Genomic DNA, 22969 nt, shown 5'->3' with positions numbered 1-22969 from the left:
CGACCCGCCCGCCGCCTCCAGGCTGGCCCACAGCGACAGGCACAGCAGCGCCGCGCCCCCGAGCTGCAGCCATCGGCGCCAGGCGCCGGGCGTGTGGCCGCGGCCGAAGACGTCTTCGCTGTGGCGGTCCATCGCGAGGCTCAGCGCGCAGAAGCCGGCCAGCGAGGCGGCGAACACCAACCCGAGCAGCGGCATCACGATCCCTGACCCGACGCGGCGAGTTCGGTCGGCGGCGTTGGCTTGACGGCTTTCTTGGGCGCCGCCAAAGCCTTGCGGCGCTTGCGCTCCACCAGCCAGGTCGCACCCGCCAACCCCAGGCCGAGCGCGATCGCCACGAGGTCGAAGCCCGCCACCGAGCTCGGGCCGGTGCGCAGGCTCACGGTGAGCGGCGCAGGGCCGGTGAAGGCATTGAGCACCGGCAGCAGCGCGAACAGCAGCGCGCCGAGCGCGAGCTGCGCCTGCCACATGCGCAGGGTCGGGCGCAGCAGGCCCAGCACGGCGGTGGCGCCCCAGACGATGAAGAACCAGCGGATCTCGGCCTCGTTGCGGCCGGCCACGTCGACCGGCAGCAGGCGGTTGGCCCAGAAGAAGGCAGCCATCGCCACGGGCAGGCCGGCAATCGCACCGAGGTTCAGTCCGTCGACCAGCCGCAGGCCGACGCCGATGCGCCCGCCCTGCTTGAGGGTCTTGGCGTATTTCTGGCGTTCCTTCACGGCCCACAGCAAGAGGCCCGTGGCCACCATCAGGCAGCCCGCCAGGCCCGAGACGAAGAACAGCGCGCGCAGCAGCGGATCGGCAAAGCGGCCGATGTGCAGGCCGTAGAGCACGCCGCGCGTCTCGGCCGCGGCCTTGGGCACGTCGCCGAAGGTGCCGATGAGCGCGCCGGTCGTGCCGTTGAACTGCATGGAGGGCTGTTCGTACGACAGGTGCCGGCCCTCGGCCCGCGTGAGCGAGACCACGGCGTTGGCGTCGTTCGGCTGGTGCACCACGATGCGGCCCACGGGCGCGCCGTCCCAGTGGGCCGTGGCCTGCGCCACCATCGGCGCGAGGGGCGCCAGCGCGGCCTTGGTGCCCGAGGCCTTGATCTGCGTGCGCACGCCGCCCGGGAAGGCCTCGGCGAAGAAGGTGTCGTTGCCGCCGTGCGCCTTGTAAGCCACCTGCGGGCCCCACGGCATGTACATGAACATCAGCGTGACCAGCCCGGTGTAGGTGATCATGGCGTGGTACGGCAGCGCGAGCACGGCGGTGACGTTGTGCGCGTCGAGCCACGAGCGCTGGCCCTTCTTCGGGCGGAAGGTGAAGAAGTCCTTGAAGATGCGCTTGTGCGTGACGATGCCGCTGACGATGGCCACGAGCATGAACATCGCGCAGAAGCCGACGATCCAGCGCGCCCAGAGCGCGGGCATGTAGTGCAGGTCGAAATGCAGGCGGTAGAAGAACTCGCCGCCGCGCGTCTCGCGCGGCGCGGTGATCGCCTGGCCCGTGGCCGGGTCGAGCATGGCGCGGTCGAAGCTGCGGCGCCGGTCCACGGGCGGCGAACCGGGTGGCGGCGGCGGCTTGGCCCACAGCAGGCTCACGCCGGGCTCGCGCTCGGTGGGCAGGGTGATGAACCAGCGCGTGGCATCGGGCGCGTGGCGCTGCATGAAACCCAGCGCGTTGTCGGCGGCCACCGGCTGCGGCACCGTGCCAGGCGTCACGGCATGCAGCTCCGGCTTCATCCAGAAGGTGATCTCGTCCTTGAAGTACGAGGCCGTGCCGGCCGCGAACACCATGAAGAGCACCCAGCCGACCAGCAGGCCCGACCAGGTGTGCAGCCAGGCCATCGACTGACGGAATCCTTCCTTCATGCGGCACCTCCGCCGCCCTGGGTCCACAGCAGCAACAGCAGGCCCTGCAGCGCCGCCGCGATGGCGAGGCCGGTCCAGGCGCGCCACGCCGAGCGCGCCGCGAAGACCCACATCACGGCCACGGCGTAGACGAGGAAGGAGGCCAGCGTGCCGGTCAGCGCGGCTTCGCTGCGCGCCATGCCGAAGAGGGCAGGCAGGCCCAGCGCGAGCACGGCGGCCGACAGCGCGGCGACGCCGTAGCCGCCCGCAATGGCAGCGACGGCCCGCGACGCGACGCCCATCCGGTAGCGGAGGCCGGCGCTCACGACGGGCGCCGGACGACGTGCGAGGTCGTTCGGAAATTCATGGGACAGAGGGAGAGAGGAAACCTGGAGAATGAGAATCATACTCATCTTCTCGGTTTTTCTCGCCCCCCGCCCATCCCGCGAGCGGGGCCTTGAAAGGCGCGCGGCGCCTTACTTCGCCTGCAGCAGCGCGCCGGCTTCGAGCAGCACCAGCTCGTTGTCGTCGGCCTTGTTCGGCTCGCGGCTGGTGGAGAAGGGCAGGTTGTTGTCGTTGCCGACCACGATGTGCGTGGCGTCCACCACGTCGACGTTCTCGATGGTGAAGAACGGGAACTTCAGCACGCCGTCGTTCAGCGGCTTGCGCGCGAGCTTGTTCGGGTCGGCGATGTTCAGCAGGTCGATGTAGCCGATCTTGCGCACCGCGCCGCCCACGTTCGCGTCGCTCAGCTCGACCTTGTAGACGCGCTTGAACTTCGCGATGTCGTGGAAGCAGTCGGTGCGCTTCTGGCCTTCGGGGCAGGCCTTGTCGCTCGTGCCTTCGCCGTTGTCGCGCTCGATGATGAGGCCGGTGGTGCCGTCGATCATGTTGAAGTCGCCGATGGCGTGGCCGTTGGCTTCGAGCACGTACTTCCAGTGGCGGCCCGTCCACTTTTCGGTTGCGGCGTCGAATTCCAGCACGCGCAGCGCTTCCTTGCCGTCGACCTTCTCGTAGTCCTTGGCCTCGGCGTTCCACACCGGGCCTTCGAGCAGCGCATAGAGCTTGCTGCCGTCCTTGGACGAAGCCATGCCTTCGAAGCCCTTGGAGCGCTTGATCTGGAAATCGACAGCGCCGCCTGGTGCGCCCGGCGTGGTGACCGCGGGGTGATCGGGCGAGCGCACGGCCTTGCCGTCGACCTGCGTGTCGAACACCGCGAGCACCTTGCCCTTCAGGTCGGCCTTGATCAGGAAGGGGCCGAACTCCTCGCCGATCCACAGCGCGCCGCTGGCGAACTGGAAGCTCTCGGGATCGAAGTCCGAACCCGTCAGGTAGCGCTGCTTCGTGCCTTCGTGAACGATGCGGAACGGCACCTTCTTGTCGGGGTCGTGCAGGAAGATGGTGTTGATGCGGTTGAACTTTCCGCTCTTGAAGTCCACCTTGTAGTGGTTCAGGTAGAGCATGAAGTCGGGCGAGTTGGCTTTCGCGCCGGCGCCGTTGTCGGTGAGCACCCAGAACGAGCCGTCGTCCATCTTCTTGATGCCCGAGTGCCCCTGCAGCGGCTGGCCCTTGAAGGGCACCGACACGCCGGTGCCGCGGCCGCCCGAGAGCCCTTCGACGGTGCCCAGCGCCTCGACGCGCTTGCCCGAGGTGAACTTGCCGCTCACCTGCAGGTCGGCCGGCGCGTCTTTCGGTGCGGCGACAAAACTCTGCGCGGGCAGCACGGCGTGGCCGGAGAGCGTGGCGGGGAAGGCGGTCTGGGCCACAACGCCACCGCAGGCGAAGGCGGTGGCCAGGGCGACCAGAGAGAGGGAAGCGAAGCGCGTCATGAACGAAAAAGCTTTCAGTCGAAAACGCGTGACCTTGCCGGGCAGGCGTGACGCCGCCGTGACATCCGCTCAGCTCAAGGTGCGATGTCCACCGTCACTTCGCGCGACTCGGCGCGGCCCTGGTCATCGACCGCGCGCAGCACGTAGCGCCGGCCTGAATCGGCCATGTCCGGCATCCAGGTGATGCCTTCGCCGGGCGCGGCCTTGCCGACCAGTGCGTCATCGGCAAACCAGTAGATCGTCTGCGTGCCCGCCGCCGCTTCGGCGCGCAGCACAAGCGGCTCGGGCTTCTTCACGCGCAGTGTGTGCCGCACGCCGCGCAAGGGCGATGTGATGAGCGGCGCCGTCTCCGCAGCCTCGCCCTTCTCGCAGCCGTCGGTCGGCAGGCTTGCGCGCGGCAGGCCCGCCTGGCGGAACAGCCGGCGCATGTCGCTGCCCCATTGCTCGACCACCTGCTGGCGCGCATTGGGCTGCGGCCCGCACACCACCTTGCCGGTCGTTTCATCGACCCACACGGCGCGGTGCAGGTTGCTGACCTGGATCGGCGACTTGCCGGCGATGAACCATGTGGTGGTGCGCACCGGGCACAGCGCGTCGGGCAGCCCGCCCGTCGCGGTGCACACCTCGACCTGGCGCAGATCGGGCGGCTGGCGCGTCGCGATCTCGCCGGGATCCAGCCGCTCCGCACGCAGCGCATCGACCATGCGCAGGAACAGCGGCGCAGCCGCATCGACGCCCACCAGCGCGGGGTTGCTCGTGCCATCGAAGTTGCCGACCCACACCACCAGCACATGGCGGCCGAACACGCCCGCGGTCCACGCATCGCGAAAGCCCCACGACGTGCCCGTCTTCCATGCAATGGCGGGACGCGCGGGCAGCGTGGTGTCGGGGCGCGGCGTGTGGCGCAGCATGTCGAGCGTGATGAACGAGGCCTCTTCGCTCAAGAGGCGAAGCGGCTGCACCGGCCGCTCGTCGGGCGCGGGCTGCGTGTAGCGCAGCGGCTGCGAGATGCCGCCGTTCGCGAGCGTGGCGTAGAGACCCGCGAGCTCCTCGGGCGTGACCTCTCCGCCGCCCAGCACCAGCGCAAGGCCGTAGTGCGATTCGCTCTGCAGCTTCTGCACGCCCGCGAGCCGCATGAAGTCGTAGAGCCCCGGCTTCGACAGCTTCGCGGCGACCGCCACCGCGGGGATGTTGCGGCTGCGGATCAGCGCCTCCTGCGCGGGCAGCGGGCCGGCGAAGCGGTGGTCGAAGTTCTCGGGCGTGTAGGGGCCGAAGGAGGTCGGTGCGTCCTTGAGCATCGTCTTCGGATGCAGCAAGCCCTGGTCGAGCGCGAGTGCGTAGATGAAGGGCTTGAGCGTGGAGCCCGGCGAGCGCTTGGCCTGCGTGCCGTTGACCTGCCCGGCGATGGCGTCGTTGTGCCAGTCGGCCGAACCGATCAGCGCGCGCACCTGCATGGTCGAGGCGTCGAGCAGCAGTGCGCTCGCGTTGGTCATGCCCACGTCGGCGTGCGTGCGCAGGTACTGGCCCATCACGCGTTCGAGCGTGGCCTGCATGCGCAGGTCGATGGTGGTGCGCACTTCCTGCACACCGCGCTCCTGCGCGAGCAGCATGTCGGTGGCGTGCGGCGCGAGAAAGGGGAGGCTGCCGCGCGACTGTGCCGAGAGCGCGAGCTGTGCATCCGGCGCGTGCTGCTTCGCGGTCGGATCGCGCTCGGCCCACAGCGCCCACAGGCGTTCGCGCGCCGACTGCAGTTCGGCATTGCGGCCGCGCTCGGCGATGCGCTTGACGGGGTTCTGCGGAATCACCGCGAGCGTCAGCGCCTCGGGCAGGCTGAGCTTGGCGGCGTCCTTGCGGAAGTAGATGAGGCTCGCGGCCTGCACGCCTTCGATGTTGCCGCCGTAGGGCGCGGTGTTGAGGTACGCCTCGAGGATCTCGCGCTTGCTGAAGCGCGCCTCGAGCCAGAGCGCCGCGCCGATCTGCGCGATCTTGCCCATGGCCGTGCGGCTGTCGATGCCGTAGACGCGCCGTGCCAGCTGCATCGTGAGCGTCGAGCCGCCCTGCCTGCGCTCGCCGCTGGCGATGCGCCACGCGCTGCGCACGAGCGCGGCAGGGTTGACGCCGGGGTGCGCGTAGAAGCGGCGGTCTTCGTACAGCAGCACCGCATCGACCAGCGTCGGCGAGATGCGGTCGAGCGGCACCCAGAGGCGGTATTGCTCGTCGCTTGCGAGGGTGAGGCGCAAGAGTTCACCACCCTGCGCGTACACGGCGCGCGAGCTGCCGACGGTTTCGCTGAGGGGCGCGTGCGGCCAGAGACGCAGCAGCGCGAGCAGGAAGGCCACCGCCAGCGCCCACAGCGCAGGCTTGCGCAGCCTTCCCAACTTCACGCTCAAGCGCATGACGGCCTCCGCTGCCTGGCGTCAGTTCGCGACGACCTGGAAGCGCGCACCCGCCGAGCGCGAATACACGCGCCGGTCGTACATCGCCTCGCCATACGCCGCAGGCACCACGAAGTCGCCGACATTGGTGGCACGCGCCTTGTAGGTCACTTCGAGCAGGTTCTTGTCGACGGCGCCGTAGAACACCACGCGGTCTTCGCGGATGTCGGCGTACTGCACCTTCCACGAGCCGCCGCCACCGAGGCGCTTCTTCCAGATCGGCGCGTCGGCATTGGCTTCCTGGTCGTCGCCCACGGCCTGCAGCACCGGCTCCAGGCCGCCTGGCAGCAGGTCGACCAGCGCCACATCGTTGAGCTGTGCGCGCTCCAGGCTGCGCACGCGCACCCGCACGGTGACCTCTTCGCCGAGCTTGGCCTTGGTGATGGGGTTGCCCTTGGCATCGAGCACTTCATGGAAGATCTCCAGGCCCTGGTTCACCGGCGTGGTGGGCACGTTGCGCTCGAAGCCCTGTTCGGCCCAGCTGTAGTACAGGTTGAAGTCGCTGTCGTTCGACAGCTTGAGCTTGGCCGTGCCGGCGGGCACCGCGGCACGCGTGATCGGATTCACCGAGCCCAGCGCGAGTGCCGCGGCCTGCCCTTGCGCGTTGACGCTCTGCGCGGTGAGCTTGCCTTCGACGTTCTGCGCCACCGCTTCGAAGTACGCATCGACCGCGAGCAGCATCGAGGCCGACGACAGGCTGTTGTACCAACCGTCGCGCACCATCGCGCCCATGCCTTCCCACACGTCGGGCTTCAGCGTCTTCAGGCGCGAAGGGAAGTGGCGGCCCACCAGGTGCAGCGTCATGCTGTCGTGCACCAGCGGGTCGTAGTACGCGCCCCACACGTTGCGGCGCTGCTTCTTCTCGGTGCGCGCGAGCAGGTCGGACCACACCGGGTTGAGCAGCTCGTTGGCCACTTGCTCCTGCTTCACGAGCTGGTAGCTCGCGGCGAGGTACACGGCGCCGAGGTCGTCGCTCCAACCTTGGGTCTGCTTGTTGCGCCACGCTTCGCGCAGGTTGGCCAGTGCGGCCGGCGCGATGATGCCCTGGCGCGTGAGCAGGTAGGCCGCCTGCGTGCGCTGGCGCCAGCCGTCGAGCGAGGTGTCGCCGCTGCCGAGCCAGCCCTGCAGGTAGGTGTTCGCCTTCTGCAGCAGGTCTTGCGGCACGGGCAGCTTGTGGTCCTTGGCTTCGATGAGCAGGTGCACCGCATAGAGCGTGGCGAAGGCATCGGTGCCCGCGCCGGGCCACAGCGAGAAGCCGCCGTCGGCCGTCTGCCGTGCGCGCAGTTGCACGAGGTAGCGCTCGAAGGTCTTGCGCGCCTCGGGCATCGGGCCCTGCTCGGGCGTGCGGCCACGCGCCATTTCCTTCACCAGCTCGGGTCGGCCCGACAGCAGCACCGCCGGGAAGGTCTGGCTCGTGATCTGCTCGGTGCAGCCGTGCGGGTACACCTCCAGGTACTGCATCAGGCCGGTCGCGAAGGCCCACGGCGCGGCGGACACCGCGACATCGCTCTTGCGAAAGTTCGGGTACAGGTCGGCCTTGCTGCTCAGCTCACCCGCGCGCTGGAAGCTGCCCGCCTGCACCAGCGTGACGAACGGCGATGCGGGCCGCACGCTCACTTCGGTCGACAGGCGCGCGCTGAAGGTCTTGTGCGTCGAGGTGAACACCAGCGCCGATGACCCCAGCACCGCCTGCTCGCCCGGCTTGGCGCGCACGTTGAACCTGGTGCTCGCTTCGCCGCGCTCGTTGACCTTGAGCGTCTGCGTCGCATCGCCCACCACTTCGAGCCCGCCCGAGGCGGTGAGCGTGAGCGCAATGGGCACGTCCTTGCCCGACCCCACGATGTTGTTCGCGAGGCCCACGCCCACTTCGACCGTGTCGCCGGGCGCCATTGCGAGCGGCGCGTTCGGCAATATCACCATGTCGCCGCGCACCACGGTGCGGGTGCTCTTGGCGGCGGTGGTCTCGTCGTTCACCGCGACGGCCATCACACGCAGGCTGCCGTTGAAGCTCTCGGGCACGGTGTAGCTGAACTCGCGGCTGCCGTTCACATCGACCAGCCCCGACCAGTAGGCCACCGGCTTGTCGCGCTTGCGCTTGAACGGGTTCAGGTGCTTGCCGAGCTCGCCTTCGCCGTCGCCGCCGGGGGCGGCGCCCTGCATGAGCTTCTTGAACTCCGGCAGGATCAGGTCGAGCGTCTGCAAGGTGCCCACCTCGAGCGCGCGCTTCTGGAAGAAGTGCTTGAGCGGGTCGGGCGTCTTGTAGCGCGCCACCTGCAGGATGCCTTCGTCCACCGCGAACAGCACGGCGCGCGTGGGCCTGTCGCTGGTGAGCTTCATCTTCACCGTCTGCCCGGGCTTCACGAGTTCGCTGCTGGTGAGCTGCAGGTTCGCGGTGCGCTTGGCCAGGCTGGTGGCGAAGGGCACGACGCCGTACGACAGCGGGCTCATGTAGACCTCGTCCGAGGCGGGGTCGCGCACGAAGTGCACGTTGATGTAGCCGGTGCCCTCGAAGTCCTTGGGCAGCACGATCTTCTGCACCGAGGCGGTCTTGTCGGTCTTGAACCACGCGTGGGCGTAGACCTTGTCGCGCTCGATGGTGATGAGGCCGGCGCCCACGTACGGCGCGCGGATGCTCACCTCGATCTCCTGGCCCGGCTCGTAGTCCTTGCGGTCGAGCGTGAGCTGCAGTTCGGCGTTGCGGTCCAGCGAGCGCGAGACGTTCGCGTTGCCCGCCACGCTGTACTCGACACGGTTCAGCTCCAGTCCGCCGGCATTGCGCACCACGTAGGCGAAGTTGCCGGGCGTGGAGGTGTTCAGCGCAATGGTGTTGCCGGCCGCGACGATGGCCAGCGGCTTCTCGTCGATCACGATTTCCTTCTTGCGCGATTCGTAGCGGTAGAGGCCGTTGTCCTGCTTCACGAGCACCGACAGCACCTTGCGCTCCACGCGCTCGATCTTCAGGGCGTCCACGGCCGTCTTCTTCGCTTGCGGGTCGATCGCGATCACGGTGGCATTGCGCGCGGCGCCCTTGCTCACGTAGCTGGTGTCGCCATCGACCTTCACGCCCACGAGGTAGGGCATGTCGCTCACCAGCGTCTGCGCCTCGGCCGAGACGCTGCGCCCGCCTTCGGGCTCGAAGGCCTTGGCGAGCACGTGCACCTGGTAGGTGGCCGCATCGAAGCGCGAGAGGCGCAGGTCGAACTCGGCCTTGCCTTCGGCGCTGGTCTGCACGCTGCCCAGGTCGTCGACCTGCTTCTCGGTGGCGCGCTGCGGATCGAAGAAGGCATAGTCGGCGAATGCGCGGAACACCGGGAAGGCCGGGCTCAGCGTGAGCGTGCCTTCGACCTTGCGGTCGGGCGCGGGCGTGCCGAAGAGGTTCTGCACGTCGATGAGCGCCTTCAGGTCCTTGGGCCTGACCCAGCCTTCGGCGACTTCGCTGCTGAGCTTGGCGACGACCTTGGTGCGGTCGGGCAGGAACTCCTGCACCTTCACCGTGGTGCTGCCGATCAGCAGGCCCTGCACCTCGGGGTTGCCGGGCGACGATTCGCGCGGCAGGTAGAGGTTGACGGTGTAGTTGCCGGTGGGCGAGGTGTCCTGCGTGGCGTGGGCGATTTCCGCCGCGCCGCCGGGGCCGAGCTTGAGCTTCTCGCGGCGCACGCTGAGGCCGCGCGCATCGATGATCTCGGCCTCGAGCGGCAGGTCGCGCAGCGACGTGGCCCAGTTGCCCGCCTTGACCATCATCGCGATGTGCATCGTGTCGCCCGGGCGGTAGATGCCGCGGTCGCTGAACACGTACGCGGTCATCTGGTTCGGCACGCCGGCCGCGCGCAGGCCGCCGACGTCGAAGCGCGAGATGTCGAGCGTGCGGTCGCTGCGGTTGAAGGGCAGGAAGCTCAGGTCGCCGTCCTTGCGCACCACCAGCACCACGGGCGCTTTCTCTCGCTGGTAGCCGGCCAGGTTGGGCAGCTTGGCGGCGCCCGTGGCGTCGGTGGATTGCGACGCGACGATCATGCCGTTGCGGCCCCACACCTCGACCAGCGCACCGGCCACCGGCTGCCCGTTGGCGATGCTCTGTACGAACACGTCGCGCGTGCCGTCGAGCGACTTCTTGGCGACGATGCCCAGGTCGGTGACGAGCACCAGGCGCTGGTCCTTCTGGTCTTCGGGATTGCCGCTTTCGGGGTCGCCTTCGCCTTCCGATTGCTGTTCTTCCTGTTGCTCTTCTTCGGGCTGCGCCTGCGTGGCATCGCCTTCGGCTTTCTTCTTGGCCTTGGGGTCGAAGCCCTGCACCTTGAGCAGGAACACGCCGCGGCGGTCGGCCACGTCGCTGCGCAGGTACTGCGCGAAGTCGACGGTCTCGTAGTGCGCCTTGCCGGCGGGGATGCTGAGCGGAATTTCCTTCTGGAAGCGGTCGACGAGGTTGTCCGACTGCAGGCCGCTGTTGAACTGCGGATGCGCGAAGTCGCCGTTGGTCTGCGTGACCAGGTGCTGCAACTGCTGCGGCAGCAGGCGTCCGATTTCCAGGCGGATGCCGGGCAGGTCGCGCACCAGGATCGGCAGCTTGCGTTCACCGGAAAGTGCGAGCAGCGAACCCTGGCTCATGATGGTGAGTTCGGGCGCGAAGGTCTTGAGCAGGCGCACGTCTTGCCGCGCCGCGCCGAGCTGGTAGCCGCCCGGCGTCTTCAGGCCCTTGGCCACGCGCACCAGCAGGTAGCGGCCGCCTTCGGCTTGCGGGAGACGGAAGCTGACCATCTCGGTCACTTCGCGCTCGCTGGCGATGGGCTGCAGGTTGATCTTCTTCGCACGGCGCAGCACGGCGTCGGTGACCTTCGAAGGGTCGGCGGACCAGTCGAACTTCTCTTCCGGGTCACCCTTGGCTTCTTCCGTGGCGGGCAGCAGCCAGGCCTGCACCACGCGCGCCATTTCGCGCTCGTGCACCGGCATCGAGGCGGTGACGTGCATCACATGCTCGGGCTCGCCGTTCTCGCCAGTGACGATGGTGGGGTCGATGCTCGAGATGTCGAGGCTGAAAAGGCCGGGGATGTCGACCGCGCGCGAGAGGTCGCTGCGCTGACCGGGGCCGCCCTTCTGCGCGACCGCGCCGGAGGTGAGGCTGAGCACCACGGGGCGCGTCTTCTCGGGAATGGGCAGCGGCTCGGACTGCAGGGTGGCGGTGAGGCGCAGCTTGTCGTAGCTGACGGTGAACTTCTCGCTCGCGCACTTGCCCACGCTGAAGATCGAGGTGCCGCAGGCCTGGTCATAGGTCAGCACCAGGCGCTTTTCGAACTCTGCCGTGTTGACGGGGTGCGAGAAACGCACCTGGAAGAGGGCACGGCGCACGTTGGCCTGCACCGGGTCTTGGTAGAACTCCGCGCCCGCGATGCGCGCGCTGAACTCGGGCGAGGTGAACTCGTACTTGCGCTGCTCGATCTCGATGTGCGGCGCGAGCGCGTCCTTCGCCAGCTGCACCTTGTAGGGTTGACCGACCGGCCAGTCCTGCGCGGGAAGAAATTCGAGCTTCTTCTGGCTGCTCCACGACCAGCGCCCGGCGATGGCAGGCTCGATGCTGACGCCGGTCGCCTCCTGGCCGATGCGCGCGATCGGCGCGACCGAGGCGGAGAAGTTGATGACGACCGGGTTGGGCCCCTTGTCGTTTTCGATCTGCGTGCGCGGCGGCGCCACGATCTGCGCGGTGGAAACGACGGGCTCGACGCGGTCGGGCGTGAGGCCGTGCCACCACTTCAGCACCTGCGGGCTCGCGAACCAGCCGGCCAGCACCAGCAACGCCAGCAGCACCACCCAGGCCAGCCGTTGCTGCAGCCACTGCAGCCCGAAGAGAAGAAAGGCGCCCACGATGCGCAGCCACCCCGGGGGTCGCCAGGAACCGATGAGTCCGCGTGCCAGCGGACGCAGGAACCCGAGCACGCGGCCCAGTCCGGTGAAGAGCACGTCGCTGAGCGACGCGAGTTTTCGATTGGCAACTTGAAGCATGGACGCTCCCCCGATGTTTTTTGTTGGCGCCTGACAGTCTCTGCCCGGTCTGTGAAGCCATGGCGCTGTGTGTGAAGTCTGCGTGAAAACCGCACAGGGCCCGCGCACCGGCCCGTCTCGAACGTCAGAACGAAAGTGCGGGCTTGTTCACCATCAACCAGAACACGACGGCCATGGCCACGAAGGCCGGGTAGCCGAGCAGTTCCCAGTAGCGCTGGTAGCGCAGATACAGCGACGGCAGCGCGGTGCTCTCGCGATGCGCCTGCGCCGCCAGGGCCGCCATGCGGATCTGCAGCCACACCACTGGCAGCCAGCACGCCCCCGCGAACGCGAACAGCCCCAGCGAGAGTGCGAGCCACGGCGTCGACAGCGGCCAGCCCGCCAGGTGCGCCAACGCGAAGCCGGTGACCGGTTGCAGGATCACCGTGGGCGTGGTGAACCACCAGTCGGCGCGCACCACCAGCCGGCTCACCACCGCCTGTGCCGGCACGCTGCCGCTGCGGTTGGCAAAGAACATGTAGAAGGCCGACCCCAGCCCCGTGCCGACCATCAGCACGCTGGAGACGATGTGCAGCCACTTGAGGACGAGGTAGGTGTTCATGGCGTGGCGCGTCGGTACAGATGCCAGAGCAGCGCGGCGATGGGCAGGTTCTTGAGCAGCGGGCCGAGCGGGTGCAGCCACAGGCTTGGCTGCAGCACGGTCGCCACGAGCGTCATGGCGAGCATCAGGGCGAAGGCGGCCAGGTAGACGGTGCGGCCGGGTCGCAGCCACAGCGCCAGGCCGATCGCAAGATCGGCCGCCGCGCCGCCGACGATCAGCGCCTGCACCAGCCACGGCGGCGAGGCGATGCCCGCATCGGCCAGCACGCGGCGGCTCTGGCCGTCGAGCTCGACGATGCTGGCGACGGCGGTGAAGAGCCAGACGGCGACGAGGCTCAGGCGCAGCAGGCGGTCGTCGCCGTCGGCAGCAGGGGGCGTCATGGCGCGGACGCCCCTTCGTCGATCACATCCGTCACCATGCCCCAGCGCGCGAACTCGGGGTCGAACTCGGGCAGCGCGAGCAGGCCGGCGCAGGCGTGCGCGCCCACCGGCAACGCCTCGCCGTGCGCGAGCCGGCGGGCCAGCAGGATGGCGGCCATGCAGGGAATCTCGGGGCCGTGGTTGTCGTCCGCCGCGATGTGCCAGGCGCGGCGCGCGATGGCGCCGTGCGCATCGGTGCCTTCGACGCGCACCACCATGCCGCCCAGCGCGGTGCCGAACGCATCGAACACGCCGCCCGTCGCGTGCAGCAGCGGCGCCAGCTTCTGCGGTGCGCGCAGCAGGCCTGCGCGGCGCAGGAAGGCCAGGAAGGCGAAGGCGTGCTGGGTCAGGCCGACTTCGAGTGCGGCGCGGAACATGACCGACTGCACGCCGGCGTAGCGCGCCGGAAAGAGTTCGAGATCGGGGATGTCGCACAAGGCGCCGCGGCGCGGCTTCATGCGCGCGAACTGCACCTTCGCGGGATGGGCCCAGCCGGGCTGCTCGGTCCACCGTCCGCCCTGCCAGACGCGGATCGGCGCGCCGCAATAGGCGAGCACGCCCGCGAGCGTGGCTTCGCCGCGCGGTGCGCCTTGTGCCGGCGCGATGCAGATGTCGATGCTGCGGATGCCTTGCCAGCCGTTGGTGAGGTGATCGACCACCGCCGACGACAGCGCCGGCACGGTGCTGGCGCCGGCCACGGCGGTGCGGCCCGCGCGGCGGAAGGCCGCGTCCATCGCGGCGGGAAAGTCGCAGACGAAGCGCCGGCCGTCGGCCAGGTCGATGTAGTGCGCGCCGGCGGCTGCCACGGCCTGCGGCACGCGGTAGTCCTGGCCCTGGAACGGGCCGGCGGTGTGGATGACGAGGTCCACGCCCAGAAAACCCAGCCCCTGCGCGAGGTCGGGCGACTGCGCATCGACGCGCACACCGCGTGCACTGCCGCCCAGCGACTGCGCGAAGGCCGTGGCCCGTTCGAGGTCGCGCCCGCCGACGTACAGCTCGATGCCCGCGTCCTGCGCCAGTGCGCGGCTGATGCGCGCACCGAAGTTGCCATAGCCGCCGAGCACCAGCGTCTTCATGCGAGGTTCGCTCCGGCGATGTGGCCGCGCGTGAAGGCTTCCTCGAAGATCGAATAGCCCGACCAGTCCGCGTGCGCGAACGACAGCCGGCCCGCGGCCACGCGGTCGCCGTGCGCGCCGATCTGCGCGAGCAGCCCGGGTCGCGGGATCGACATGGCGTGTCCGTAGCGCGTGATTTCGACGCGCGTGGCGAGCGCGGGCAGGTCAGGGTGCGGCACCGAGAGCTCGGCCAGCAGCTCGTCGCGCCATGCGGTCCACGGGCGCTCGAGCAGCAGTTGGCGGCCGTCGCCGGTGTCGTAGCTGCTCGGGCCCAGCGGGCGGTACCAGCTGAGCACGGTGCCGCGCGGCGTGGGGTCGAGCGTCTGGTGGCGCGCATCGACATACCCGAGGCCGCGCGTGCCGTAGATCACGTTGTCCCAGCTCGGCGCGGCGCCGACGCGGTCGGCCAGCGGGCCGCGCAGGTGCACGTTGGCGACCAGCCAGGGGGCGTAGCGCACGTGCGCGGCGGCGCTGGTCAGCAGCGACGGCGGGTTCTCGACCACGCGCGCGGCGATGAAGACGGGCAGCGCGACGATGCAGCGCTCGGCCTGCCAGCGCACCCTCGATTTCGAGGCGGCATCCCACGCGTCGACCTCGACGCCCGCGCGCCCTTCGGCGATGCGCGTGACGACCTGGCCGGTGTGCAGGCGCCCGCCCAGCGGCGCGGCCAGCTGCTTGGTGAGCCAGCCGTTGCCTTCAGGCCAGGTGAGCACGCCGTCGCGATCGGGGTTGCTGTCATTGACGCTGCCGCTCGCGTCGCCGGGCGCATGAAAGCCGTGCCGGCTCGCGAAGTAGTGGATGCCGGCCCAGGCCGACACCTGCGCGATGCCGGCGCCGTAGTCGTCGCGGCAGCAGTAGTCGAGGTACCAGCGCAGGTGGGCGTCGTCGAAGCCTTCGCGGTCGAGCCAGCCCGCGAAGGGCACGGCGTCGAGCGCGAGCAGTTCGGGCGTGACGGCGAAGCGCAGCGTGGGAATGGCGAAGTGGGCGGCGTGCTGCAGCGCGTCGATGCGCTGCGCGAAGCGGCGGTACTGCGCCTGCGTGCCGGCGCCCACGTCGTGCACGGGCAGCAACCCGTCCTGCCATTCGCCACGGAAGAACAGGCGCTCCTGCGGGCTGTGGCAGAGGTGGCGCTCGTCGTAGGTCCAGCGGCCCGCCACCCGACGGCGCAGGCCGAGTTCTTCGAGCAGGTCCTGCACCTCGTGCGCGTCGTCGCCGGGCGTGGGCAGGTAGTGCGCGCCGAGCGGGCAGGCGATGCCGCCGACCGAGCCGCCGCGCGCGTTGCCGCCGGCGGTGTCTTCGAGTTCGAGCAGCGCGAAGTCGTCGATGCCCACGAGGCGCAGCGCACGCGCCGCCGCCAGGCCGGCAACGCCACCACCCGCGATGACGACGCGGGTGCGTTTGACGGTGGCCGGGGCCTGCGACTTGAGCGTGCCGTCGCGCATCGCGTGGCCGCGCGCGACATCGATGCCGGTGAAGCCACCTTCGATGACCGGCGGTGGCGCCTCGCAGCCGGCCAGCGCCAGGGCGCCTGCACCGGCAGCGACGCCAAGAAAGCCACGGCGCCTCATGGCACACGGTTCCTTCGTGGAACACCGCGGAACCGGCTTTGCCGGGCCGCAGGTGTTGCCCCCGGCAGGGGGTTGGCGAAGCGACACGAAGTGCGCGCAGCCTGGGGGCGAGCCATATCAGTGAGCCATGACCTTGCCCCACTCCTGTTCGTAGGTGGTGACGAGGGTCTGGTTCGACAGGCGGTTCACTTCGGTCGGCACGCGTGCCATGTCGAGCGGAAAGTCGAACATCAGGGGCAGCGTTGCCGGCGTGAGAAAGCGCATGCCGCCCGGCAGCGCGTCGGGCTGCCGGTAGGGCCGGTGGCTGGCGATGATGTAGCCCCATTCGCCGAAGCTGGGCACGTGCGCGTGGTACGGCGTGGCCTTCAGGCCGACCGACTCGATGGTGCTCGCCACGGTCCAGTAGCTCTTGCGCGCCACCAGCGGCGAGGTGGTCTGGATCACGGCGTAGCCGCTGGCCGACAGGCGCCGGTCGAGCAGCGCGTAGAAGCTGTTGGTGTAGAGCTTGCCGATGGCGAAGTTGGTGGGGTCCGGGAAGTCGACCACGATGACGTCGAAGGTGTCGCCCTCCTGCTGCAGCCACTGGAACGCGTCGGTGTTGACCACCTTCACCTTCGGCGACGACAGCGCGTGCCCGTTGAGCGCGGCCAGCGTCTCGTGCGTGGTGAAGAGCTGCGTCATGTTCGGGTCGAGCTCCACCAGCGTGACCGACTCGACCGAGGGGTACTTGAGGATCTCGCGCACCGCCATGCCGTCGCCGCCGCCGAGCACGGCGACTTTCTTGGGCGCGCCATGCGCGGCCATCGCGGGGTGCACCAGCGCCTCGTGGTAGCGGTATTCGTCGCGCTCGGCGAACTGCAGGTTGCCGTTGAGGAACAGCCGGTGGCCCAGCGCGCCGCGCGTGACCACGATGCGCTGATAGGGCGAGCTGGCGCTGAAGACGATGCGGTCCTGGTAGAACTTGTCTTCCGCCAGCGTGGTGATGTGGTCGGCGCCCCAGAAGGCGCCGATGAGCGCGGCCAGCGTGAGAAAGCAGGCCACCGCATGCGCGCCGGCGCGGCGCAGTTCATGGCGGAACAGCCACAGCGCCCACACGGCCACCGCGGCGTTCATCACGCCGAACAGCAGGCCGGTGCGGATCATGCCCAGCTGCGGCACGAGGATCAGCGGGAACGCGACCGACACGGCGAGCGCGCCCAGGTAGTCGAAGGTCAGCACCTGCGACACGAGGTCCTTGAGCACGATGTTGCGCTTGAGGATGCGCATCACCAGCGGAATCTCGAGCCCCACCAGCGTGCCCACCACCACCACGAGGCCGTACAGCAGCAGCCGGAACGCGCCCGGCACGTAGGCGTTGGCCAGGAACAGGATCGCCGGCAGCGCGCCGCCGATCAGCGCCACGAGCAGTTCGATGCGAAGGAAGTGCGCCGGCAGCTGCCGGTCGAAATAGCGCGAGAGCCACGAGCCGACGCCCATGGCGAACAGGTAGGTGCCGATGATGGTGCTGAACTGCAGCACCGAGTCGCCGAGCAGGTAGGAGCTCAGCGCGGCCGCGCTCAGTTCGTAGACGAGGCCGCAGGCCGCGACGACGAACACGCTGGCGAGCAGCGCGATCTCCACGGGTTGCGGCCCCCGCGCATCCGGGGTGCGCGCGGGCAGGGCCGCGTCGCTCAATGGATGGCTGCGGCCACGATGACGCTGATGCCGAGGCACATGGCGGCCACGACGAGCGCCAGCGCCCTGTTCTGCTTCTCGACGATCTCGCCCCACAGGTCATAGGGGGTGATCTTGTCGATGATCAGAAAGCAGATCCAGAAGACCACCACGCCGATCAGCGCATACACGAGCGATCCGAGGACCACGCCCGGTTTCAGCCATTCAATTCCCATGGGGACCTCCAGTCGTAGCAATAAAGAGAGAAACAAGAGAGCGCCTGCGCGCGATCTTCGTCATTTGTGGCCGCCGCCGCTCGAGTAGCCGCCGTACGAACCGCCCGAGCTGCGGTACCCGCTCGAGGAGCCGCCGCTGCAGTTGCTCATCATGATCAGCACGAAGAGGATGACCACGATGACGAGGATGATCGTGCCGCAACCCATGCCCGACGCGGCGCTCACGGGCAGCGCGTCGCCGCGCGAGAACAGGTCTTTCTTGGCGTCGAGCTTGAAGGCCGTGGCCACGGCGCCGCTGTCGATCTTGCTGCCCGAGGACCAGGTCAGCTCGTTGGCCGAGCGCTCCATCGAGAGCAGCGCGCCGCCGCTGGCGAAGTCGCGGTTGAAGGTCTTCTGCCCGCGCTCGACCTGCCAGTAGAACTCGCCGGCCACGTAGGTGGTCTCGGCGTTGTAGGCGTACTGCTGCTGGTAGCGCTTGTTGAGGTAGGTGGCGGTGGTGCCGTTCTCGGCCATCACGGGCGCGCCGGTGGTCGGCTTGACCATGCTCCAGCCGTCTTCGGCATCGACCAGGAAGCTGAAGCCGCGCTTCTTGTTGTACAGCAGGTACTCGTCCCAGCCGAACTGCTCGTCGTCGCCGGGCTCCTGGCCCATGCGGTGCTGGAAACCCACCACCTGCCACTGCGCGCCCTGCAGCTGGCCCACGCTGCCCAGCGCGATGAGCGGGCGCACCGGCTCGTTCTGCTCGGCGTGCTTGAGTTCGCCGCCGATGCCTTGCGACAGGTCGATGATGCTGTTGCACGAACCGCAGGTGATGCTCTTGCTGTCGGCCAGGTTGACCGTGACGGGCGAACCGCAATTCGGGCAGTTGAAGCTGCGGCCCTTCTCGTCCTTCGCGGATTCGTCGCGCAGGCCGGTGAGCTGCAGGTCGTCCAGCTGCACCGAGCGGCCGAGGTACGCGGTGGGCGGGGCGGTGCCGTAGTCGATGCTGAGCACCAGCCCCTTGTCGTTGCGCAGCTCGACCATCGCGAACGCTTGGCCGAGCTCGGGCAGGTGCGGCAGTTCGCCCTGCGCGGAGGTCAGCGCCACCTGTTCGTTGGAGGCGACGGTGTAGCTCTGGCCCGCGAAGGCGGTGGTGGCGCCCACGCGCAGGTCGGCCGGCGGCGGCGCGGCGCGCTGCAGGTCGAAGGGCAGCGCAAAGACGTAGGCGCCGTTGTCCTCGCTGAGGACGCCGGTGCGGTCGCCGTCGAGCGCGGCGATCCACTCGGTCCAGCGCCCGCCGGGGTAGGTGTACTGCAGCCGGCCGATCAGCGTGAAGGGCTTGTCCTGGATGCGGCCGGCGGCGAACAGCTGCAGCGGGCTGAAGTCGTCGAACAGCTCGGCCATCTTGCCGGTGCGCGCGAGCGTGTCGCCCTGGCGCACGACGGTGCTCTGGCAATACGGGCAGACCGCGTGCGTCGATTGCGCCGAGCGGAATTCGACCGGCGCGCCGCAGCCGGGGCAGGGCGCGCGGTAGTAGCGTTGGGAGCCGGTTTCCTCAGCCATGGCGCACCGGGTGCGATGGCGCGGCCGGCCACGAATGATTCAAGCCCAAAAGGCCTCTGACACCCGCTGGGCGGGCGTCAGTCGCTATCGAAAACATTGCGACGAATCAGACGAGCTTTTTCAGCAGTTCGGCCTTCTTGGCGTCGAACTCTTCCTGCGTGAGGATGCCCTTGGTCTTGAGTTCGCCGAGCTTCTCGAGCGTGGTCATCACGTCGGCGGCGCTCACCACGGCCACGGCCGGCTGCTGCGTCGTGGCCGCGGCCTGGGCCGCCGCATTGGGACTCAGGCCCTGCGCGAGGTTCTGCGCCAGCACCTGGCCGAGCGCCACGCCGGCGCCCAGGCCCATCGCGTCGCCCGCGATGCCGCCGCCACCGGCCGCCCCTTCGGCGAACTTCGGGATGGCCTGCGCCGTCTGGTACTGCATGAACTTGCCCATGTCGTTGCCGACCATGCCCATGCCGATCTTCTGGTCGAGGATCTTCTGCAGCTCTTCGGGCAGCGAGACGTTCTGGACCGTGATGTTCTCGAGCTTGATGCCGATCTTCTCGAACTCGGGCACCAGCTGGGTCGCCAGCGCGGTCGCGAACTGGATCTGGTTGGCCGCCAGGTCCAGGAAGGGCAGGCCGCTGGAGGCGATGGCGTTGCTGATGTTCTGCAGCACCAGGCCGCGCAGCTGGCCGTCGAGGTCGGCCACGGAATAGATGTCGCGCGTGCCGGAGATTTCGGTGTGGAACAGCTTCGGGTCGCCGATGCGGAAGCTGTAGTTGCCGAAGGCGCGCAGGCGCACGGCGCCGAAGTCCTTGTCGCGGATCGTGATCGGCTGGGGCGTGCCCCACTTCTGGTCGACCTGCTGGCGGGTGCTGAAGAAATAGACGTCGCTCTTGAAGGGGGATTCGAAGAGCTTGTCCCAGTTCTTCAGGTACGTGAGCACGGGCAGGGTCTGCGTCGTGAGCTTGTACATGCCGGGGCCGAACACGTCGGCCACCTGGCCTTCGTTGACGAACACCGCCATCTGCGACTCGCGCACGGTGAGCGAGGCGCCGTTCTGGATTTCCATCTCGGCCATCGGGAAACGCCAGGCCAGCGTGCCATCGCCGGACTCGGTCCACTGGATGATGTCGATGAACTGTTTCTTGATGAAATCCATCAGGGCCATGGTCGTTCCTCTCGAGATGTTGTCGGTTTGTGTCCCAGCCACACATATTGCCACAGGGCTTTGACGGCGCCCCGTGCTTTTGGTCATGCCTGCCACCGGCCATGCGGCGTAGGGCGGTATGGACCGAGGTCTACAATCGGCGCCCCCAGAAGAAGCGCCACCAGGAGCAACGGCACATGTCCGATTCGACCGCATCGTCCCCTTCGACCCCCACCCCGGAAGACAAGCGCGCCCTGTTGCGCCGTGCCGCCCTCGAGTACCACGAGTTTCCCGTCCCCGGCAAGATCGCCATCGCGGCGACCAAGCAGATGGTCAACCAGCGCGACCTGTCGCTGGCCTACTCGCCCGGCGTGGCCGCGCCCTGCGAGGAAATCGTCAAGGACCCGGCCAACGCCTTCAAGTACACCTCGCGCGGCAACCTCGTGGGTGTCATTTCCAACGGCACCGCCGTGCTGGGCCTGGGCGACATCGGCCCGCTGGCCTCCAAGCCGGTGATGGAAGGCAAGGGCGTTCTCTTCAAGAAATTCGCCGGCGTCGACGTGTTCGACATCGAGATCGACGAGAAGGACCCGGTCAAGCTGGTCGAGATCATCGCCTCGCTGGAGCCCACCTTCGGCGCCATCAACCTGGAAGACATCAAGGCCCCGGACTGCTTCTACGTCGAGCGCGAGCTGCGCAAGCGCATGAAGATCCCGGTGTTCCACGACGACCAGCACGGCACGGCCATCACCGTGGCGGCCGCCATGCTCAACGGCCTGAAGGTGGCCGGCAAGAACATCGCCGAAGTGAAGCTGGTCACCTCGGGCGCGGGCGCCGCGGCGCTGGCCTGCCTGAACCTGCTGCTCAAGGTGGGCCTGAAGCGCGAAAACGTGTTCGTCACCGATCTGGCCGGCGTGGTCTACGAAGGCCGCGAAGAGCTGATGGACGACGACAAGCGCCAGTACATGCAGAAGACCGACATGCGCAAGCTGTCGGAAGTGATCGCCGGTGCGGACGTGTTCCTCGGCCTGTCGGCCGGCGGCGTGCTCAAGCCCGAAATGGTCGCCAAGATGGCGCCCAAGCCGGTGATCTTCGCGCTGGCCAACCCGAACCCCGAGATCGCGCCCGAAGACGCCCATGCGGTGCGCAACGACGTGATCATGGCCACGGGCCGCACCGATTACCCGAACCAGGTCAACAACGTCCTGTGCTTCCCGTACATCTTCCGCGGCGCGCTCGACTCGGGCGCCACCACCATCACCGACGAGATGGAGATTGCCGCGGTGCACGCCATCGCCGAGCTGGCCCAGGCCGAGCAGAGCGAGCGCGTGGCCGCCGCCTACGCCGGTGAAAAGCTGAGCTTCGGCCCCGAATACCTGATTCCGAAGCCCTTCGACCCGCGCCTGATGATGAAGATCGCGCCGGCCGTGGCCAAGGCGGCCGAGGAAAGCGGCGTGGCGCTGCGCCCGATCAAGGACCTGGACGCCTACCGCGACAAGCTGCAGAGCTTCGTCTACGCCTCGGGCACCACCATGAAGCCGATCTTCGACGCCGCCAAGCGCGCACCGAAGAAGCGCGTGGCGTACTGCGAAGGCGAGGAAGAACGCGTGCTGCGCGCCGCGCAGATCGTGGTGGACGAAGGCCTGGCGCGCCCGACGCTCATCGGCCGCCCGGCCATCATCGCCCAGCGCATCGAGAAATTCGGCCTGCGCCTGAAGGAAGAGCTCGACTACGACGTCGTCAACGTCGAGCAGGACCACCGCTACCGCGACTTCTGGCAGACCTACCACCGCATGACCGAGCGCAAGGGCCAGACGGTGCAGACCGCCAAGATCGAGATGCGCCGCCGCCTCACGCTGATCGGCGCCATGCTGCTGCACAAGGGCGAGGTCGACGGCATGATCTGCGGCACCTGGGGCACCACGCTGATCCACCTGCACTACATCGACCAGGTGATCGGCAAGCGCCCCGGCGGCTGCGCCAGCACCCCGCAGGACGTGCCGGTGTACGCCTGCATGAACGGCCTGCTGCTGCCCGACCGCCAGGTGTTCCTGGTCGACACGCACGTCAACTACGACCCGACGCCCGAGGAACTGGCCGAGATCACGACCATGGCGGCCGAGGAAATGATGCGCTTCGGCCTCAAGCCGAAGGCTGCGCTGCTGTCGCACTCCAACTTCGGCACCAGCAACGAGCCCAGCGCCGTCAAGATGCGCAAGACGCTCGACCTGCTGCGCGTGCAGGCGCCCTGGCTCGAGGTCGACGGCGAAATGCACGGCGACGTGGCCCTGGACAGCAAGCAGCGCGCGGTCGTCATGCCGCACAGCGCGCTCGCGGGCGACGCCAACCTGCTGGTGTTCCCCAACATCGACGCTGCCAACATTTCTTACAACCTGCTCAAGACCGCAGCCGGCGGCAACATCGCCATCGGCCCGGTTCTGCTCGGCGCGGCCAAACCTGTGCACATTCTCACGGCGAGCGCGACTGTTCGCCGCATCGTGAACATGACGGCCTTGACAGTGGCCGACGCAAACGCCGAGAGATAGGCCATTTGGCGAGAGTGGACGCCAACTTAAGGCGTCGCTTTCTGCCCCCGCGACTGCTCAAACTTTGGGCAGT

Annotated in this window: 15 protein-coding genes; 1 reads left to right on the top strand and 14 read right to left on the bottom strand. The window is 68.6% G+C overall.

All coding sequences use genetic code 11. The features are described 5' to 3' along the window. The 14 genes from AC07Y4_RS05955 to AC07Y4_RS05890 form a co-directional block, all read right to left on the bottom strand. Positions 1-195 (bottom strand): DUF3325 domain-containing protein (locus AC07Y4_RS05955; protein WP_495274298.1); only part of this gene is annotated, 195 nt, incomplete at its 3' end. Beyond that, complete coding sequence (locus AC07Y4_RS05950) at positions 195-1847, bottom strand: PepSY-associated TM helix domain-containing protein (protein ID WP_487847689.1); 1653 nt, start codon at positions 1845-1847, stop codon at positions 195-197. The genes AC07Y4_RS05950 and AC07Y4_RS05955, both read right to left, overlap by 1 nt. Next, positions 1844-2152 (bottom strand): DUF3649 domain-containing protein, encoded by a 309-nt coding sequence (locus AC07Y4_RS05945; RefSeq protein ID WP_370680729.1) that lies wholly within the window; start codon positions 2150-2152, stop codon positions 1844-1846. The genes AC07Y4_RS05950 and AC07Y4_RS05945 overlap by 4 nt, the downstream gene beginning before the upstream one ends. Before the next feature lie 150 nt (positions 2153-2302). Beyond that, entirely contained in the window at positions 2303-3655 is a 1353-nt protein-coding gene (locus tag AC07Y4_RS05940; RefSeq protein WP_487847690.1) for an esterase-like activity of phytase family protein, read from the bottom strand. A gap of 74 nt (positions 3656-3729) precedes the next feature. Further along, entirely contained in the window at positions 3730-6051 is a 2322-nt protein-coding gene (gene pbpC / locus AC07Y4_RS05935; RefSeq protein ID WP_487847691.1) for a penicillin-binding protein 1C, read from the bottom strand. A gap of 21 nt (positions 6052-6072) precedes the next feature. Then, positions 6073-12081, bottom strand: coding sequence for an alpha-2-macroglobulin (locus AC07Y4_RS05930; protein ID WP_487847692.1), 6009 nt, complete (start codon positions 12079-12081; stop codon positions 6073-6075). Positions 12082-12205: 124 nt separating this feature from the next. After that, the gene (locus AC07Y4_RS05925; RefSeq protein ID WP_487847693.1) at positions 12206-12682 is read right to left on the bottom strand and encodes a DUF2269 family protein; all 477 of its coding nucleotides are present in this window, start codon (positions 12680-12682) and stop codon (positions 12206-12208) included. Further along, complete coding sequence (locus AC07Y4_RS05920; RefSeq protein ID WP_487847694.1) at positions 12679-13062, bottom strand: DoxX-like family protein; 384 nt, start codon at positions 13060-13062, stop codon at positions 12679-12681. The genes AC07Y4_RS05925 and AC07Y4_RS05920 overlap by 4 nt, the downstream gene beginning before the upstream one ends. After that, positions 13059-14177, bottom strand: a complete 1119-nt coding sequence (locus AC07Y4_RS05915; RefSeq protein WP_487847695.1) for a saccharopine dehydrogenase family protein — start codon at positions 14175-14177, stop codon at positions 13059-13061. The genes AC07Y4_RS05920 and AC07Y4_RS05915 overlap by 4 nt, the downstream gene beginning before the upstream one ends. Continuing rightward, on the bottom strand, positions 14174-15784 hold the full coding sequence (locus AC07Y4_RS05910) for an FAD-dependent oxidoreductase (protein ID WP_487847696.1): 1611 nt from the start codon (positions 15782-15784) through the stop codon (positions 14174-14176). Before AC07Y4_RS05910 ends, AC07Y4_RS05915 begins: the two co-directional genes overlap by 4 nt. A gap of 117 nt (positions 15785-15901) precedes the next feature. Continuing rightward, positions 15902-17458, bottom strand: a complete 1557-nt coding sequence (locus tag AC07Y4_RS05905) for a polyamine aminopropyltransferase (RefSeq protein WP_370680733.1) — start codon at positions 17456-17458, stop codon at positions 15902-15904. Beyond that, positions 17455-17673 carry a DUF350 domain-containing protein gene (locus AC07Y4_RS05900; protein ID WP_062473571.1) on the bottom strand — a complete coding sequence of 73 codons (219 nt, stop codon included), beginning with the start codon at positions 17671-17673 and terminating at the stop codon, positions 17455-17457. The genes AC07Y4_RS05905 and AC07Y4_RS05900 overlap by 4 nt, the downstream gene beginning before the upstream one ends. Before the next feature lie 60 nt (positions 17674-17733). Further along, positions 17734-19215, bottom strand: a complete 1482-nt coding sequence (locus AC07Y4_RS05895; protein ID WP_354345976.1) for a DUF4178 domain-containing protein — start codon at positions 19213-19215, stop codon at positions 17734-17736. 106 nt (positions 19216-19321) lie between these two features. Continuing rightward, a complete protein-coding gene (locus tag AC07Y4_RS05890; RefSeq protein ID WP_101490731.1) occupies positions 19322-20371 on the bottom strand; it encodes an SPFH domain-containing protein in 1050 nt (349 codons plus the stop codon). Between the two features lie 176 nt (positions 20372-20547). Here AC07Y4_RS05890 and AC07Y4_RS05885 point away from each other — a divergent pair, with 176 nt between their 5' ends. Next, positions 20548-22896, top strand: coding sequence for an NADP-dependent malic enzyme (locus AC07Y4_RS05885; RefSeq protein WP_062473579.1), 2349 nt, complete (start codon positions 20548-20550; stop codon positions 22894-22896). Positions 22897-22969 lie beyond the last annotated feature (73 nt).

The sequence above is a fragment of the Variovorax sp. GW460-12-1-14-LB1 genome, from assembly GCF_059423605.1.
This window is presented reverse-complemented; position numbering and strand designations above follow the sequence as displayed.

Bases quoted from the DNA above. Each gene is read 5' to 3' on its own strand.
- AC07Y4_RS05910 (WP_487847696.1), bottom strand. From the start codon at position 15,784: ATGAGGCGCCGTGGCTTTCTTGGCGTCGCTGCCGGTGCAGGCGCCCTG.
- AC07Y4_RS05930 (WP_487847692.1), bottom strand. From the start codon at position 12,081: ATGCTTCAAGTTGCCAATCGAAAACTCGCGTCGCTCAGCGACGTGCTC.
- AC07Y4_RS05940 (WP_487847690.1), bottom strand. From the start codon at position 3,655: ATGACGCGCTTCGCTTCCCTCTCTCTGGTCGCCCTGGCCACCGCCTTC.
- AC07Y4_RS05895 (WP_354345976.1), bottom strand. From the start codon at position 19,215: ATGGCTGAGGAAACCGGCTCCCAACGCTACTACCGCGCGCCCTGCCCC.
- AC07Y4_RS05890 (WP_101490731.1), bottom strand. From the start codon at position 20,371: ATGGCCCTGATGGATTTCATCAAGAAACAGTTCATCGACATCATCCAG.
- AC07Y4_RS05900 (WP_062473571.1), bottom strand. From the start codon at position 17,673: ATGGGAATTGAATGGCTGAAACCGGGCGTGGTCCTCGGATCGCTCGTG.
- AC07Y4_RS05950 (WP_487847689.1), bottom strand. From the start codon at position 1,847: ATGAAGGAAGGATTCCGTCAGTCGATGGCCTGGCTGCACACCTGGTCG.
- AC07Y4_RS05925 (WP_487847693.1), bottom strand. From the start codon at position 12,682: ATGAACACCTACCTCGTCCTCAAGTGGCTGCACATCGTCTCCAGCGTG.
- AC07Y4_RS05885 (WP_062473579.1), top strand. From the start codon at position 20,548: ATGTCCGATTCGACCGCATCGTCCCCTTCGACCCCCACCCCGGAAGAC.
- AC07Y4_RS05920 (WP_487847694.1), bottom strand. From the start codon at position 13,062: ATGACGCCCCCTGCTGCCGACGGCGACGACCGCCTGCTGCGCCTGAGC.
- pbpC (WP_487847691.1), bottom strand. From the start codon at position 6,051: ATGCGCTTGAGCGTGAAGTTGGGAAGGCTGCGCAAGCCTGCGCTGTGG.
- AC07Y4_RS05915 (WP_487847695.1), bottom strand. From the start codon at position 14,177: ATGAAGACGCTGGTGCTCGGCGGCTATGGCAACTTCGGTGCGCGCATC.